The following is a 16532-nucleotide window of genomic DNA, read 5'->3' as shown; positions in this document are numbered from 1 at the left end:
CCCCAAGTGTGGCATTCGGCCCGTCTTGGGTGAACCATGTCCCTATGGGAACCGTCACCGAATATTTGGAGAACGTCAGCGAGGGCAACCGCGTCATTCTGGAACGGATTATTGGGATTGCACGCGAGTTGGCCCCCAATGCCGAAGAAGGCGTCAGCTACGGCATGCCCGCTCTGCTGGTGGATGGCAAGGGATTCCTGAGTGTGCTCGAAACCAAGAAACACCTGGCGCTGTATCCGTTCAGCGGGCAGATCCTGCCGGAAATGTCGGAGGAGCTGGGCGGCTATTCATGGTCACCGGGGACGTTGCGGTTTAGTGCGGACAATCCCGTGCCGGACTCCCTGGTGCGCCGGATCCTGGAGACGCGGTTAGCAGCGATCCGGAAGTAATTAGTGCTTCGCCGACACGTCCTGCGAGATCGCGTTGGCGGTGGCCACCACTTCCTGGCGCACGGACTCGAGGTACTTCTCCGCGTCCGGTTGCGCTGCGACGGCCTGGGCCTGCAAGGACACGTTGATGGCAGCGACGTTGTCGCCATTGTTCTGGTTCCACACCGGCGCCGCGATGGACATCAGCCCGATTTCGAGCTCCTGGTCCAGCAGGCACCAGCCCTGCTGACGGACACGTTCGACGGCGGCCCTCAAGTCGGGCACGCTGGCCACGGTTCGCGGCGTGAGCGTGGCGAGTTCCGCCGTCGTGAGGTAAGCCTCCAGCTTGGCCTGCGGCAATCCGGCCAGCAGCACTCGGCCCATGGAGGTGGCATACGCCGGGAAGCGGGTGCCGACCGTGATGCCCACGTTCATGATCCGGCGCGTGGCGACGCGGGCCACGTAGAAGATGTCCGGGCCGTCGAGGACCGCGGCCGACGTCGACTCCCCCAACTTCAAGCTGAGCTGCTCGAGATGCGGCTGGGCCAGCTGCGGCAACGACAACGCCGACAAGTACGAGTAGCCGAGCTGCAACACCTTGGCCGTGAGCGCGAAGGTCTTGCCGTCGGTACGGACATAGCCCAGCTCAACCAGGGTGTGCAGGAACCGACGGGCCGTGGCGCGCGTCAGGTCTGTGCGGGCAGCGACTTCGCTAAGTGTCATCACGGGGTTGTTCGCGTCGAACGCCCGGATGACGGCAAGCCCGCGGGCAAGCGACTGGACGTACTGGTCGCTGGCCTGCGGGGTAACTGCGGAGTCGGTCATGGTTACCAATCCTAGGGGTCGGTAACCTAGGCTCCGGCCTTGAGGGGCAGGGGCACGAGTTCCTGGATCTCGTCGAAGGTGCAGCCGAAGGTCTCGCGGACTGTGACGCCGTCGGGGCCGGTGAGGAACACGGCTTTATCCGTGTACACGCGGGTCACGCAGCCGACGCCGGTCAGCGGGTAGGTGCACTGCTCCACGAGCTTGGACACACCCTCGCGGGTCAGGAGCGTCATCATCACGAACACGTCCTTGGCGCCCGTTGCGAGGTCCATTGCACCGCCGACGGCCGGGATCGCGTCCGGGGCGCCGGTGTGCCAGTTGGCGAGATCGCCGGTGGCGGATACCTGGAACGCACCCAGCACGCAGATATCCAGGTGCCCGCCGCGCATGATCGCGAACGAGTCAGCGTGGTGGAAGTACGAGGCCCCGGGCAGCTCGGTGACGGGGATCTTGCCGGCGTTTATAAGGTCGCCGTCGATCTCGTCGCCCTCAGCGGCCGGGCCCATGCCGAGCATCCCGTTCTCCGTGTGGAGCGTGATGTTCTGTTCCTCGGTGAGATAGTTGGACACGAGCGTCGGCTGGCCGATGCCCAGGTTCACGAAGGAGCCGGGGACGATGTCGCGGGCCACCAATTGGGCGAGTTCGTCGCGGCCCAGCGGCTTTTCGGAGGTCTTGAGGCTGGTTTGGGTGCTCATGATCAGGCCACCTTCTCTTTTGTTCCGGCAGAATCGACGCGGACCACGCTGTTGACGTAAATTCCGGGGGTCACCACGTTCTCCGGATCCAAGGAACCGGTGGGCACGATCTCCGAGACCTGCACGATGGTGTGCTTGGCTGCGGCGGCCATGATGGGGCCGAAGTTCCGGGCGGTCTTGCGGTAGACAAGGTTGCCGTTGCCGTCAGCCTTGAGTGCCTTGATCAGGGCGACATCGGCGTGGATCGGGGTCTCGAACACCTGGCCCCGTCCATCGATAATGCGGGTTTCCTTGCCCTCGGCCAGGGTGGTGCCGTAGCCGGTCGGGGTGAAGAACCCACCAATACCCGCGCCCGCGGCCCTGATGCGTTCGGCAAGGTTGCCCTGCGGGACCAGTTCCAGCTCGATCTCGCCGGCGTGGAACTTGGCGTCAAAGTGCCAGGAATCGGACTGCCGCGGGAAGGAGCAGATCATCTTGCGGACGCGGCCTTCCTTGATCAGCAGCGCGAGGCCTTGGTCGCCCTGGCCGGCGTTGTTGTTGACCACGGTCAGGTCCTTCGCGCCGCAGTCCATGAGGGCGTCGATCAGTTCGAACGGCTGCCCGGCGTTGCCGAACCCGCCGATCATCACCGTGGAACCGTCCTTGATGCCGGCGACAGCCTCACCGACAGTGTCAATGAAATTCAACATGACCTTTAGCCCTTCACTGGTTGTGCCGACGGGGCGGCAGTAACGTTTTCGAGCACCACGGCCAGGCCTTGGCCCACGCCGATGCAGATCGCTGCTACGCCCCAGCGCTGGCCGGAGGCCTGCAGGGACCGGGCGAGCGTACCGAGGATGCGGGTACCGGAAGCGCCGAGCGGGTGGCCCATCGCGATCGCACCGCCGTGCTGGTTCACGATTCCGGGGTCAATCCCCCAGGCGTCAACGCACGCCAGCGATTGCGCGGCGAACGCTTCATTAAGTTCGACGGCGCCTACCTGGTCCCAGCCGATGCCCGCCTTCGCGAGGGCCTTGTTCGCGGCCTCCACCGGGGCGAACCCGAAGAACTGGGGATCGTTGCCGTGCGCGCCACGGCCGGCGATGCGGGCCAACGGCTCCAGGCCCAGCATCCCGGCAGCAGCCTCCGAACCGATCCACGCCGCTGAAGCACCATCAGACAATGGTGAGGCGTTCCCGGCGGTGACCGTACCGCCGTCGGGCCCGTCAGCCTCGGCCCGGAAAACGGTCTTGAGTCCGCCCAGCTTCTCCGCCGTAGAACCCGCCCGGATGCCCTCATCACGGACCAGGTCAGTACCCGGAACCGCCGTCACCAAAGAATCGTAGAAGCCTTCGTTCCACGCGGCATCGGCCAGGTTGTGCGAGTCCGCAGCGAACTGGTCCTGCCGTTCACGGGTGATCCCGTACTTTTCGCGCAGCCGTTCGGTGGCCTCGCCCAAGGAGATGGTCCAGTCCTTGTTCATGGCCGGGTTCACCAAACGCCAACCGAGCGTGGTGGACGCCAAGGTCATGTCACCGGCCGGGTATGGCTTGGACGTCTTCGGCAGCACCCACGGCGCACGGGACATGGACTCGGCGCCACCAACGAGCATGAGGTCGGCGTCGCCGGCGTTGATCTGGCGGGAGGCAATGATGGCAGCGTCCAGGGAGGAGCCGCACAGGCGGTTAACCGTCGTGCCCGGAAGGGACACGGGCAGGCCAGCCAGGAGGGTGGCCATGCGGGCCACGTTGCGGTTTTCCTCGCCGGCACCGTTGGCGTTGCCGAAGACCACCTCGTCGATCCGCTCAACATCCAAGCCCGGAGCGCGCTTGACGGACTCGCGGACCACGTGGGCGGCAAGGTCATCGGGACGGACGGCGGCAAGGCCGGAGCCGAATTTACCAAAGGGAGTGCGCACGGCGTCGTACACAAAAGCCTGGTTCATGGGTTTTCCTTCGTTCTCTTTACCCAACTGAGTAACAGCAAACGTCGCTATGGGCCCTCAGTGGGACGTTTGCTGTTACTCAGTTGGGTGGCGGTGGGGGCTAGTTGGGTTCGTTGGAGGGGGAAGCCGCGTCGATGTCGGCGAATACTTTTTGTGCCGTCTTGAAGGCCGAGTTGGCCGACGGAACACTGCAATAGATAGCGGTCTGCAGCAGGATTTCCTTGATTTCGTCCCTGCTCAAGCCGTTGTTGAGGGCGGCCCGGACGTGCATGGCGAGCTCCTCCCAGTGACCGTGCGCCACCAGTGCCGTGAGGGTGACGGCGGAGCGCATCTGCCGGCTCAGGCCGGGCCGCGTCCAGATGCCACCCCAGGCGATCCTGGTGATCATGTCCTGGTAGTCCTCGGTAAAGGAATCCTTGGCGGCGTTGGCCCGATCCACGTGCGCGTCGCCGAGCACTTCGCGGCGGACCACCATGCCGGCGTCGTAAATGTCCTGGGCGGTGGCACTCGCCTGCACGGCACCATTCCGTCCTGCGCCGTTGTCTTCGGAAGCAGTGCTCATCGTCCGTTCTCCTTCATGAAAGTGCGCATCAGCCCTGCCACAGCGGCCGGTGCCTCTGCGGGGGCGAGGTGACCTACGCCGTCGAGCGTTTCCACCGCGGCGAATCCACCGCCCGCCCGAATGCCTGCGGCCGTCTCTTCAGCGACCGACGGCGGCGCGACGGAATCCTCGACGCCGGCGATCACCTGCGTGGGGACGGTGATGCTGCCGAGCTGCTCGCGGACGTCGAAGGCGGCAAGGGCTTCGCAGCAGAATGAGTAACCAAAGCGGTCGGCATCGCGGAGGGCATGCAGGAGGCGGCTGCTGCTCTCAGGCTGGCGGTCCATGAACCCCGGGCCGAACCAACGCTCCGCGGAACCTTGAATCATCACGGGAGTTCCCAGTTTGCGGACGGTTTCCGCACGCTCCAACCAGCCTTCGGGGGTGCCGAGCTTGGCGCCGCTGCACTGGACGGACAAGCTGCGGAGGCGGTCGCCGTGCTTGATACCGAGCTGCAGGCCGGTGGCCCCGCCCAGCGAGACGCCCGCGTAGTGGAAGTTCGCGCCCGGGCTAACGGAGTCAACGAGGTCTACGACGGCGTCCGCCAGTTCCGCGACATCGAAGCCTTCGGTGGTGGTCGGCGAGATGCCGTGGCCGGGGAGGTCCCAGCCGATGACGTCGTAATCGTCACCCAGGAGGGCAGCGGTTTCGGTCCAGAGAATGGTGGAAGTGCCCAGGGACGGACCCACCACCAGAAGCGGTTTGGCTCCCAGTTCGCACTGCGGGGAGAGAAGCACGGCCTTGACAGTTGGCTTAGCCACGAGTGGCTCCCTTCGTTGAGGTTCCGGTGAATTGCGGGTACGCGACGAGGATGCGTCGGCTGATCTCCCGGGCTTCGCCAAGGTAGCTTGCCGGGTCCAGGAGTGCTTCGAGTTCGGCGTCCGGGAGCTTGTCCGCAGGGACGGTTTCGCGCAGCAGCTTGGTGTAGATGCGGGACTGTTCCGCAGCGGGCGCCTTCAGGGTTTCGTCGACGACGGCCTGCAACTTCTGCTTTCCGTCCTCGCCCAGGAGTGGAGCGACGGCGGCCGCCACACCTTCGCTGAGCAGCAGCGGTCCCGAAATCTCCAGGTTCCGTCGCATCGCATCGGGGAAGACACGGAGGCCCTCTGCGAGTTCGCGGAGGTGCCCGGCCGCGCCCAGGGCCAACGCGAGCAACTGCCGCAGGGCCGGCCATTCGCTGTGCCAGGCACCGTCGGGTCGCTCGTCGTTGAAGGTTGCCGCCGCGAGGTGCAGTTGCGATGCGAGTCCGGGCGCCTGCAATGCTGCGCTGCGGACCAGAACTGACAGCACGGGGTTCTGCTTCTGCGGCATGGCCGAGGAAACTCCGCGTCCGGCGGCCAGCGGTTCGCCGAGCTCGGCAACTTCCGGGCGGCTCAAGAACAGGAGGTCGGCGGCGATCTTGCCAAAGGAATCGATCAGGGCAGCGAGCCCATCGCCGAGGGCCGTGACCGCCAGGCGGTTGGTGTGCCAGGGAGCGGCAGCTGGGGCAAGGCCCAGTTGTGCAGCCAATGCATCAGCCAAGTCGAAGGGTGTGGAGGCAGAACCAGCGGTCAGCTTCGTTGCCGAAGCCAGCGTTCCGCCCGCTCCGCCAAACTGCACCGGCAACTCCAGGGACTCCAACCGGGCTGCCGCAGCGGCCACACCATGGAACCACTGCGCAGCCTTGAGTCCGAAGGTGTACGGAAGCGCATGCTGCGTCAGGCTCCTGCCCACGCACAGCGTGTCCGCTTGCTGTTCCGCCAAGGTAGCGAGCGCCGTCGTCGTGCCCTTAACGTCAACCAGCAGCGCAGCAATGGTGCGGCTGGCGAGCAGCATGAGGGCGGAGTCCAGGACGTCCTGGCTGGTCAGCGAGGTGTGGACTGCCTTGCCGGCGATTCCTGCAGAATCCAAGGACTGCACCCGGGCCCGGAGATCCCCGAGAAGGGGAATCACCGGGTTGGCGCCACCTTGGGCGCGTTCAGCAATGGCGGCTGCGTCATATGAGCCGGCATCTGCGGCTTCGGCCACCACGGCGGCGGATCCGGCGGGAACGAGCCCCACCTCCTCGAGGACGGCAGCCCAGGAGGCTTCGACGTCGAGAATTGCCGCGATCACGGCACGGTCGCCCGTCAGCGCCGCCACAGCGGGCGACGCCGAGACGGGGCTAAGGAGGCCGAAGTCGCCGTCGGTCATGCCTGGTTTTCCCTTACGGGGTTGCCTGCGTTGTTGCCGACGCTGTTGTCGAGCGAACCGTCTTGCTGGAAATCCAGGAACACAGTTTCGTCGCCGCCCTGCAAGCGGATGTCCCAGGTGAGGCCGCCATCGGCGTCGCGGCGTGCGATCAGCGTCTTGCGCCGCTCGGGATCCAAGGAGCTCAGCAGGGGATCGTTCGCCAGTGCTTCCTCATTTTCCGGCAGGTACACGCGGGTGAAGAGGCGGTTCATGAGGCCGCGGGCGAACACAGCCACGGAGATGAACGCCGCAGCTCCCGGCGCCGTGGGGCCCGGGTTGACCGTGGTGAAGGTGTACACGCCGGAGTTGCCAACGGAGCCGCGGCCCCAACCGGTGAACGTATAGCCGTCGCGGACCAGGGAGCCGGTGCGCTGGACGATGTTGCCCTCGGAGTCCGGCTGCCAGATCTCGAGGATGGCGTCCGGAATGGTGTTTCCGGCGCCGTCGTACACGGTGCCCTGGAGGCGGATGCTTCCGGGGCTGCCCGGTGCCAGGAGTTCGTTGTCCTTGTTAAAGGGAAGGGCGTAGCCGTAGAAGGGGCCTACGGTCTGGCCCGGTGTGGGTGCCAGCTTGCTCATGCGCTTACTCCTCGTCCCCGGCGTCGCCGTATGCTTCGTTTTCGGTCCAGGTCCGCTTGGAACCTGTCAGGATGATGTCCCACTTGTAGCCGAGGGCCCATTCGGGGCTGGTGAGCTCGTGGTCGTACTGCGCCACCAGGCGGTCACGGGCGTCCTGGTCCACGATGGACTGGTAGATGGGGTCCAGGGGGAAGAGCTGGTCGCCCGGGAAGTACATCTGGGTGACGATGCGCTGCGTGAACTCCGAACCGAACATGGAGAAGTGGATGTGCGCCGGGCGCCAGGCGTTCAGGTGGTTCTTCCACGGGTACGCGCCCGGTTTGATGGTGGTGAAGCTGTACGAGCCGTCATCGCCGGTGATGCAACGGCCGACGCCGGTGAAGTTCGGGTCCAGCGGCGCGGGGTGCTGGTCGCGTTTGTGGATGTAGCGGCCCGATGCGTTGGCCTGCCAGATCTCCACGAGCTGACCGGCCACCGGGCGGCCGTCGCCATCGAGGACACGGCCGGCGACGATGATGCGCTCACCCTGAGGTTCCCCGTTGTGCTGGATGGTCAGGTCGGATTCCAGCGCGTGCACGTCCTGGTGTCCGAATGCCGGCGAGTAGAGCTCGATGGTCTCCGGGTCCGCGTGGTGCAGGCTCTTGGTGGGGTGGCGCAGGATGCTGCTGCGGTACGGCGAGTAGTCCAGGCGCGGCATGGTCTCCGGACCCTTGCCGTTCTTCAGGGCCTCGGCGTAGCGGTCCCCGATGCCCTTGATCTCAGCGCTGAGATCCGCCTGGGTTTCCACTTTCTTGGAATCATGCGCGGCGTGAGGCTCAGCGGCTGGCACGAGTTCCTCGGATTCGAGCGCCTGTGCTGTCTGTTCTTGCGGCACGGCCGGCTCCTTTCGGTTGATGGATTCTCTGGTTCTGTTGCACGGGGCGGTGGATTTACACCCGATGGAGCGAGTCGTATTGGACGGCGTGGCGCACCGGGGCGTTGGGCGCCCCATAGCCGTCATAGCTGCCCCGACGTTCCACCATTTCGAAGAACACACTGCCCACGGTGGCGGTGTAGAAGTGGAGGAATTCGCCGTTGGCGTCCCGGTCATACAGGAGGTTGAGCTCCTTGAGGGTGCCCAGGAAGCCGGGTTCAAGATCGAACCGGGCGTCCAGGTCCTCGTAATAGTTGGCCGGAATCTGCAGGAACTCAAGGCCACGGTCGCGCGCGGCCCGGGCCGTAGCCACGAGGTCGTCCACGGCGAAGGCGATGTGTTCCTGGTACGTTTTGCGGGCTGTTTCCTGGGCTTGCTGGGCGGGCGCCAGGTTCAGGACCAGCCTGACCGCACCGTTGCTGGTCTCCATGACCTGCGAGCGGACCAGTCCGCTGGGGCTTGGAACCTCGGCGAACGGCTGCGGTTCCAAGGCCAAGGCGCTGGTGTAGAAGAGGACAGCTTCGTCGAAGTGCTGCCACGGCTGGGCAAGGTTGACGTGGTCGATGACGGCGTTCCGTTGTGCTGCGGAGTGTTCCAGGCCCTCGCCGAACTCATGCGTCCACGCGGCGGTGCCGTCCGGGCTGCCCTGGCAGAGGAAGATCTCGGTGGAGTCCGGGGCTGAGATGCCTTGGAAGACTTCCTCGTCGGCCTGGACTTTGCGGGCCACCACGGGCGCCTTGAGTTGCTGGGCGCGAGCGGAGGCAATTACGGGGGAATCGACGTCGAACCCCAAGGCGGCGATAGCCGGTTCCGCGTGCGATGCCGCTTGTTCGTTGATGATCACGCGGGCCTGGCCCATGGTCCACAGCTGGACGTCCTTGGTGCGGTGGCGGCCCTCGAACCCGAACCCGAGCTGGCCGAGCAATTTCTCAAGCTGCACGGTGTCGTCAGCCTTGACCTCGGCGAAGTTGAAGCCGGCGGGTTCGTTCACCTTGGGCAGCGTGGCCAGTTCCATGGGATAACGACGGCGGGACGCGCTTCCGTTGCCGGCTGCGGTTTCTGTTCCGGCTTCCACAGAGGTGCTGGCGAGCCATTTGGCGCTCTGCTCTTCAAGCCAGATCAGGGAACGCATGGCGTCGACGGCCGTGCGCTCGGTGTCCGACTGACGGAAGACATCGTTGAAAACTTCCAAGGAGACCGGGCCTGTGTAGCCCGCGCGGACCACGTGGCCCATGAACTTGGCGAGCTCGAACTGGCCTTCGCCCGGGAACACCCGGTAGTGGCGGCTCCAGGACAGCACGTCCATGGAGAGCTTGGGGGCGTCGGCGACCTGGACGAAGAAGATCTTCTCCGCGTTGATCTGCTCGATCGGCGCCGTGTCCCAGTCGCGGGAAAGGATGTGGAAGGAGTCCAGGCACGTGCCGAGGTTGGGGTGGTCCACCATCTCCACCAGGCGGTAGGCGTGCTCGTAGTCGTTGACGTACTTGCCCCAGGCCAAGGCTTCGTAGGCAACCTTGACGCCGTGGTCCCCCGCCAGTTCGGCGAGTTCAGCAAGCTGCGAGGCTCTGAGGTCATCGTCGTCGATCGTTGCCGTGGCAACGTTGGAACAGACCAGGATGGTGTCCATGCCCAGGCGTTCCATCAGGTTGAACTTGGCCTCGGCGCGCTTGAGGTTGGCCTTAAGCAGGTCCGGAGTGACGCCATCGAAATCGCGGAACGGCTGGTAAAGATCCAGGCCCAAGCCCAAATCCGCGGCCATTTTCCGGACTTCCTCCGGGCTGTGCGGCGACGTGACGAGGTCTTGCTCGAAGATCTCGATGCCGTCGAAACCCGCAATCGCGCAGGCCTGCATCTTCTCCTTCAGCGTGCCGGACAGGCAGACCGTGGCGATTCCGGTGCGCATCAGTGGGCCGCCTTCGTCAGCTCGGGGACCAATCCGGCAGCCGCATCTTCCACTGCGATCAACTCCAGGAAGTGTGCCCGCATCCGTTCGCGGTTGGCTTCGCGTCCGGTGATGAGCTGGAACGCGTCGGCCGCCTGGCCGACTGCCATGCGACCACCGTCGAGGACGTCGCAACCCTTGGCGCGTGCTTCGCGGACCAGCTGCGTTTCGATGGGGCGGTAGACGATGTCGGCCACCCAGTGGCGCGGTTCCAGCAGTTCGATGTCCAAGGGAAGGCCCGGGTGGGCCGCCATGCCTATGGGAGTGCAGTGCACCAGACCGTCGGCGAGGGGCATGATCTGGCTCAGCTCGTTGGTGCTCCGGGGCGTGACGGTGGCTTCCGGGAAGAGCTCAGCGAGTTCGGACGCACGTTCGGCGGCGCGGGCCGGGTCCATGTCCACGAGGTCCAGCGCGCTGACGCCGGCCTTGAGCAGCGCGTACGCAACGGCGGAGCCGGCACCGCCTGCACCGAGCTGGACCACGCGGTCCAGCTTCGCGTCCGGCAGTCCGGTGGCGAGCGCAGCGCCGAAGCCGGAGAAGTCTGTGTTGTGGCCGATGAACCGACCGTCCTGGATGAGGACTGTATTGACGGCACCCAGGCGACGGGCGTCGTCGGAAATTTCATCAAGGTGCTCAAGCACCAACTGCTTGCACGGGTGGGTGATGTTCAGTCCGTTGAATCCCATGCGCTGCGCTGCGGTCAGGAGATCCCCGACGGCGGTGGCCGGCAACGCGAGTTCCAGCAGGTCGATGGGGCGGTACAGCAAGCGAAGGCCCTGCACATCGGCTTCGCGTTCGTGCATGGGCGGCGTGAGCGAGGGCATGACGCCTTCGCCTATGAGGCCCACCAGAACGGACTCGGCTCGGTTGCTCATCCTAAAGCTCCTTTGACTTCAGCACCGCGGGCTTCTTGGCGCTTTCTGGGGCGCCGCCTGACCGGGTGTTATTTAGATTACTACAAGTGTTCATATTCCGCACGCATGTTCTTATCACGAACATTTGCTGAGAGCGCACCCAACTAAGTAGCAGTTAAAGCCGTTTAGAGGCCCCAAAACGGCTTTAACTGCGACTCAGTTGGGTCAACGCTGGGGCAGACGGGCCGCGAGTTCAGCCGCGGCCTCCTGCAGAGTGGGAACGTGGGCGATGAGCTCCTCCAGGGTCAGGCGGAAGACCGGCACCGCGACGGCCACGGAGGCGAAGGCATGACCCTGGGAGTTCAGAACCGGCACAGCAACAGCGCGCATGCCGATCTCGTTTTCCTCATCCATCACCGCGTAGCCTTGCCGGCGCACCTGCTCGATTTCCGCCCGGAACTTGTCGCGGTCAGTGATGGAATGCTCCGTGAGTGGATCCAGCGGCAGTTCCTCCAGGAGGCGCTTGCGCTCGATCTCTTCTTCGAAAGCCACAATGGCTTTGCCAACCGACGTCGTATGCAGTGCGCCCAGATGGCCGGGATCGCTCGTGACGCGGAAGGTCTTGGGGCCATCCACTTTGTTGACCGTCAGATGGTGGTTGCCGTCGCGGACGGACAGGATGGTGGCCTCATGTGTGCGCTCGGTAACGCGCTGCAAGACCGGCAATGCAGTGGCTGCGAAGCCGTGGTGATTGGATACGCGCTGGCCGAGTTGGAAGACCCGCAACCCCAGGTGGTATCGGCGCCCGTCGGGCTCGTAATCCACAAAGCCGTCGCGCGTCAGCGAGCCCAGCAGGCGGTACGTGGTGCTGAACGGCAGGCTGGCACTCCTCGCCAGATCGGCCGCGCTGGCGCCACGCGGTTCATTGCCCAGCAATACCAACAGGCTCAAGGCCTTGCCGACCATGTCGGTCTTTGTGTCCTCTTTCACACTCATAGCTCGATGCTCTCATATGGTGAGAGCTATTTCTAGATGGTGGCGACATCTCTTGACAAGTGACCCCACTCACAGCCAGTATTGCTGTATTGCACAAGTAGCTCTCACCATGTGGTTACTTTCGGGATGATCCGGCCGCACCTCGCTCTGGTCTTCCCTTAGAAGCTAGATCCGCGACATCGTCGTCACAGAAGGAACCCCCCATGAGCCAAACAATGCCGTCAGCGACGCCAGGCACTGAAACCACCACCGGAACACCCAAGAAGGCAGCACTTGCGAGCTTCCTGGGCAGCGCCGTCGAGTACTACGACTTCTTCATCTTCGGCTCGGCCGCAGCGCTGATCTTCCCGCACGTGTTCTTCCCGTCCGCAGATGCCAACGCAGCCATCATGTCCTTCGCGACGTTCGGCTTCGCCTACATCGCACGCCCCGTGGGCGCCGTGATCCTGGGCCACTTCGGCGACAGGATCGGCCGTCAAAAAGTCCTTATGTTCACCCTGGTCCTGATGGGCGCGGCCACCTTCGTCATCGGCTGTCTTCCCGACTTCAAGACCATCGGCTGGTGGGCTCCCGTACTGCTGGTTCTCGCCCGCCTTTGCCAGGGCCTCTCGGCCGCCGGCGAACAGGCAGGTGCCTCCTCCATGACGCTGGAGCACGCTCCGGACAACCGCCGCGCATTCTTCACTTCGTGGACCCTTACAGGTACCCAGGGTGGCCAAATCCTGGCAGCCCTCGTCTTCATTCCCGTGGTGGCCCTGCCGGACGAGATCAAGTACGGCATCGGCTGGCGCATCCCGTTCTGGCTCAGCGCCGTTGTAGTCATGGTGGCCTACTTCATCCGCCGTACCCTGCACGAGCCGCCGGCATTCGCCGAGGCCAAGAAGAACAACCAGATCTCCAAGCTGCCCGTTGCCGATCTCCTCAAGCTCCACTGGCGCGATGTTCTCCGCGTGGTCTGCTGCGCCTTCATTGCCGCGGTGAGCACAGTCTTTGGAACCTTGGCCATCAAGTACGCCCAGGATGTTGCCGGCGTCAACAGCACCATCACACTCTGGCTGGTGGTCGTGGCCAACGTGGTGGCTCTTGGAACCCAGCCTCTGTTCGGCATGCTCGCGGACAAGATCGGCCGGAAGCCCGTCTTCATCTACGGTGCTTTCGCCAGCGCCATCATGACTCCGGTCTTCCTGCTGACCCTCGAATCGGGCATGGTGCCGCTGATGTTCCTGGTCTCCGTGGTGTTCTTCTCCTTCGGATACGCCGCAGCAAACGCTGTATGGCCGTCGTTCTACGGTGAAATGTTCAGCACCAAGGTCCGCTTCTCCGGCCTGGCCATCGGCACGCAACTCGGCTTCCTCATGGCAGGGTTTGCCCCGGCCATCGTCACCGCACTGGGCGGAACCAAGCCCGGCGGATGGGTTCAGATCTCCATCTTCACCGCAGTCATCTGTGTGATCGCAGCCGTCTCAGCGATGACGGCCCGCGAGTCTGCCAAGACGCCCACTGCGGAGCTCGGCCAGCACAAGCAAGCCCAGCACGCCTAAGCCTGACGCTCCTGCCCAGTTACTTGGGCCCGGAGCACGGAAAGCCCGGAACGTCACCTGACATTCCGGGCTTTTCGCTGTGCCTGACACGCCGCGGGCCGAGGCAACCGGGAAGGAACGCGCGGCGAACCGCCTCCCAGCGCTACCGCGGGTTCAGCGCCACCGGTTTGAACGCGCCCCGGCCCGTCCCGGAGTACATCAACAACGTCCCGTCCCCTGCGACGCCCACAAGGGACGGATCGCCTGTACCAGTAAACGCATTGCCGATGGCCGCGAAGGTGGTGAACATGTTCCATCCCGAACCCAGATACTGCCGGGCGAGGAACCCGCCGCTGCCGTTGCCCGGGTAGAGCCAGAGTGCGCCGTCAGTCCCGCGGGCAAGAACGTCTTCCCTGCCGTCGCCGTTGAAGTCACTGCCCTGCATCACCGCGTTGAAGATGTTCCAGCCGGTGCCGATTTGCCGCCACGACTGGAACCCGCCCGCACCATTCCCCAGGTACAACCACAAGCTCCCGTCACCGGCCCTCGCCAAAATATCGGCGCGGCCGTCACCCGAAAAGTCACCCGGCGCCAGCAGCTCCGTGAACCCTTGCCAGCCCGTGCCGATCTGCTTGCGGGCCAGGAATTGCCCCTTGCCGTCGGTTGGATAAAGCCACAGCGTCCCATCGGAGGCCCTCGCCACGAGATCCGCGTGCTTATCGCCGTCGAAATCCCCGGCACTCAGCACGGCCGTGAAGACATTCCAGCCCGTCCCCACCTGGACACGCGGCAGGAAGCCACCCGAACCGTTGCCTGGGTAGAGCCACAGGACGCCGTTGGTGCCACGCGCCAGGACGTCAGCGACAGCATCGCCGTCGAAATCCCCCGCCTCCCACACTTGGCTGAATTGGTTCCAGCCGGTTCCAATTGCCAGGCGGTCCGCGAAGCCGGTGCCGTCACCCGGGTACAGGATCATGGGCCCTCCCGCGAGGACGTCAGCACGCTGATCGCCTGTCAGGTCCTGCCCGCCGACAATGTCGCCGGCGCCGTTCCAACCACTTCCGACGGCGGCACGCGGCAGGAAGCCGCCCTCACCATCGCCGGGGTAGACATAGAGCGTGCCGTCAGCAGCGCGGGCAAGGAGTCCGCCGGACCCGCCGCCGAAGGAACCCGCGGGGGCGAGGCTGTTGAACGAATCCCAGCCTTGGCCGGCCAACACCCTGGCAAGGAAACCACCCGAGCCGTTGCCTGGGTAGAGCCACAGGCGACCGTCCGTATCGGCGGCGATCACGTCCGCGCGACCATCGCCGTTGAAATCACCTGGAGCTACCAACTGGGTGAAGCCCTGCCAACCGATGCCAACCTGGCTTCTGGGCAGGAATCCGCCCTTCCCGTTGCCCGGGTAGAGCCACAGGGCACCGTCGCTGCTGCGTGCCAGAATGTCCGCGAAGCCATCGCCAGTGAAGTCGGAAGTGCCCAACACAGCGTTGAAAATGTCCCAGCCGGAACCGATCCGCACAGAATCCTCAAGACGGTTCCCGGGAAGGCCCGCGAATAGGAGCAAGGAGCCGTCCGCTTCGCGGGAAATGACATCGGCGAGTTTGTCGCCGTCGAAATCGCCTGCTGAGAACCGCATTTGGGTCTTGAGCTTGGGATCGGCGTTGATGGTGACCGTTGCCGAGGTCGCCGAGACGGAATTGATGGTCACCTTGGTACCCGTGTAGGTGGTGAAGGTGCTGCCTGCCTGCCATGCATGGTTCTTTGCGTAGTAGGGCTCAGGGAATGGAACGGTCGACGGCATGAGGATCAGTGACGAGGCAATAGTGGCCCCGCCGCGCTGGACGATTTTGACACCCTTGTTGCCGCTCTGCGTCGATGCCGAGAGGTAGCTGTCGTAGCCCACCGGTTGCCGAAGTTCGAGGTAATAGACCTCGCGGCTGATGGGATCGGTGAACTTGATGGCCCGCTGCGCCTCTGTGCCGCCCCAAGGTTTGAGGGTGTAGCTCTTGATACCGGTAGCAACGCCGACGTCACGGATTTCGTCACCGCGGCCCAGTCCTGCGTAGTCCCACAGCGTGGAACTCACTACGGGCGAGGCGTACTGCGCTGCACCCATGATGTCCGTGGTGTCGCCGTACTCGCGAATGTAGCAGGAAGAGTCGGTGAAACGCCCGTTGCTGTCCACCCCAACGTCGGAAGCACCGCTGCGGCATTGCAGCGCATCGGCGTGCATCAAGCCGATCACGTGCCCGAATTCGTGGCTCATCACGTTGTTGGAGAAGTTGCTGATCTGCGGCATAAGGACGCGACCACTGTAGCTGCCGCTGCTGTAGCCGGCGCCGAGCGCATTCCCGGACAGCGTGGCCGTGGGAATGAAGATCACCAACGCCGTGAAAGGGCTCGCGGCCCACTTCAGCTCACTGGTGATGGTGGACATGATGGTGCTGTAGCTGTCCGTGGACTTCGCTTTGGACTGGTGTCCGGCCACCTTGCTGTTCACAGTCATGGACAGCTTGTTGGCCGTCATCGCTTTCCAGTAGTTGCTGGTCGCAGCCACAGCCTGCTCGGCACCCGCCATCGAAACCGGGTTGGTGTTGTCCGCCAGCTTCGCCGTCACCAGGCGGACGCGGATATCTCCGCCCGGACCGGCGGCCAGCGCGCCGTCGCGGAGGAGGGAGTCGACGTCGGCCTGTCCCTTTGGTGCGTTGTCAACGGGCGGCGTCTCGAACGTATGCTCCGAGTGCGGCGTGCCTTCCACGAACTGGACGTTCGGATTGTCCGGCCCCGGCAAGGGAACGGCCGTAGCCGGCGCCTGCACGAAAAACAGGCCCGCAGCAAACACAGTCAGGCCTGTAGACAACGCGATCGATCGCCGCAAAACACCCATTGAATCTCCCCGGGGATGGAGCCTGTGGTTCCTGTGAGTCTCAGGAACCGAGATCAGGCTACAGCCGCGGCCGCAGTGCACCCGGAAGGCGGGGCGGGGTCGCTGGAAATGCAAGCAACCCGGAATGCTAACCGGACCCTAACCGCCCCGAAATACCGTGGCAACATTGGCCCGCCACACTGGAATAGCCGGCAAGTGCAGGCACAAGCTCCAGCCCA

15 protein-coding genes are annotated in these 16532 nt (G+C 64.5%); 2 read left to right on the top strand and 13 right to left on the bottom strand.

The genetic code is table 11. The annotated features are described in order from the left end of the window. Window positions 1-44: 44 nt before the first annotated feature. Window positions 45-389 (top strand): iron chaperone, encoded by a 345-nt coding sequence (locus GVL04_RS20630; RefSeq protein ID WP_159708014.1) that lies wholly within the window; start codon window positions 45-47, stop codon window positions 387-389. Here GVL04_RS20630 and GVL04_RS20625 read toward each other — a convergent pair whose 3' ends face one another. From GVL04_RS20625 to GVL04_RS20570, 12 genes are all read right to left on the bottom strand, one after another. Then, window positions 390-1193 (bottom strand): IclR family transcriptional regulator C-terminal domain-containing protein, encoded by an 804-nt coding sequence (locus tag GVL04_RS20625; RefSeq protein ID WP_159708013.1) that lies wholly within the window; start codon window positions 1191-1193, stop codon window positions 390-392. Window positions 1194-1219: 26 nt separating this feature from the next. Continuing rightward, window positions 1220-1888: a 3-oxoacid CoA-transferase subunit B gene (locus GVL04_RS20620; protein WP_159708012.1), complete on the bottom strand. Its 669-nt coding sequence runs from the start codon at window positions 1886-1888 to the stop codon at window positions 1220-1222. 2 nt (window positions 1889-1890) lie between these two features. After that, window positions 1891-2577 (bottom strand): 3-oxoacid CoA-transferase subunit A, encoded by a 687-nt coding sequence (locus tag GVL04_RS20615; RefSeq protein ID WP_159708011.1) that lies wholly within the window; start codon window positions 2575-2577, stop codon window positions 1891-1893. 5 nt (window positions 2578-2582) lie between these two features. Continuing rightward, window positions 2583-3812, bottom strand: coding sequence for a thiolase family protein (locus tag GVL04_RS20610; protein ID WP_159708010.1), 1230 nt, complete (start codon window positions 3810-3812; stop codon window positions 2583-2585). 100 nt (window positions 3813-3912) lie between these two features. Beyond that, complete coding sequence (gene pcaC, locus GVL04_RS20605) at window positions 3913-4374, bottom strand: 4-carboxymuconolactone decarboxylase (protein WP_159708009.1); 462 nt, start codon at window positions 4372-4374, stop codon at window positions 3913-3915. Continuing rightward, window positions 4371-5174, bottom strand: a complete 804-nt coding sequence (locus GVL04_RS20600; RefSeq protein ID WP_159708008.1) for an alpha/beta fold hydrolase — start codon at window positions 5172-5174, stop codon at window positions 4371-4373. Before GVL04_RS20600 ends, pcaC begins: the two co-directional genes overlap by 4 nt. Next, the gene (locus GVL04_RS20595; RefSeq protein WP_159708007.1) at window positions 5167-6585 is read right to left on the bottom strand and encodes a lyase family protein; all 1419 of its coding nucleotides are present in this window, start codon (window positions 6583-6585) and stop codon (window positions 5167-5169) included. The genes GVL04_RS20600 and GVL04_RS20595 overlap by 8 nt, the downstream gene beginning before the upstream one ends. Beyond that, the gene (gene pcaG / locus GVL04_RS20590) at window positions 6582-7202 is read right to left on the bottom strand and encodes a protocatechuate 3,4-dioxygenase subunit alpha (RefSeq protein ID WP_159708006.1); all 621 of its coding nucleotides are present in this window, start codon (window positions 7200-7202) and stop codon (window positions 6582-6584) included. The genes GVL04_RS20595 and pcaG overlap by 4 nt, the downstream gene beginning before the upstream one ends. A 4-nt stretch (window positions 7203-7206) precedes the next feature. Next, window positions 7207-8076 (bottom strand): protocatechuate 3,4-dioxygenase subunit beta, encoded by an 870-nt coding sequence (gene pcaH / locus GVL04_RS20585; protein ID WP_159708004.1) that lies wholly within the window; start codon window positions 8074-8076, stop codon window positions 7207-7209. A 55-nt stretch (window positions 8077-8131) separates the two neighbouring features. Then, the gene (locus GVL04_RS20580; RefSeq protein WP_159708002.1) at window positions 8132-10018 is read right to left on the bottom strand and encodes a bifunctional sugar phosphate isomerase/epimerase/4-hydroxyphenylpyruvate dioxygenase family protein; all 1887 of its coding nucleotides are present in this window, start codon (window positions 10016-10018) and stop codon (window positions 8132-8134) included. Next, the gene (locus tag GVL04_RS20575; RefSeq protein ID WP_159708000.1) at window positions 10018-10932 is read right to left on the bottom strand and encodes a shikimate dehydrogenase; all 915 of its coding nucleotides are present in this window, start codon (window positions 10930-10932) and stop codon (window positions 10018-10020) included. The genes GVL04_RS20580 and GVL04_RS20575 overlap by 1 nt, the downstream gene beginning before the upstream one ends. A 204-nt stretch (window positions 10933-11136) precedes the next feature. Next, window positions 11137-11907, bottom strand: a complete 771-nt coding sequence (locus GVL04_RS20570) for an IclR family transcriptional regulator (protein ID WP_159707998.1) — start codon at window positions 11905-11907, stop codon at window positions 11137-11139. A gap of 203 nt (window positions 11908-12110) precedes the next feature. Between GVL04_RS20570 and GVL04_RS20565 the strand changes: the two genes are divergently transcribed. After that, window positions 12111-13448, top strand: coding sequence for an MFS transporter (locus tag GVL04_RS20565; protein WP_159707996.1), 1338 nt, complete (start codon window positions 12111-12113; stop codon window positions 13446-13448). A 142-nt stretch (window positions 13449-13590) separates the two neighbouring features. Here GVL04_RS20565 and GVL04_RS20560 read toward each other — a convergent pair whose 3' ends face one another. Beyond that, window positions 13591-16314 (bottom strand): FG-GAP-like repeat-containing protein, encoded by a 2724-nt coding sequence (locus tag GVL04_RS20560; RefSeq protein WP_159707994.1) that lies wholly within the window; start codon window positions 16312-16314, stop codon window positions 13591-13593. Window positions 16315-16532 lie beyond the last annotated feature (218 nt).

The organism is Arthrobacter sp. 18067 (assembly GCF_902706295.1).
GTDB lineage: Bacteria > Actinomycetota > Actinomycetes > Actinomycetales > Micrococcaceae > Arthrobacter.
This window is presented reverse-complemented; position numbering and strand designations above follow the sequence as displayed.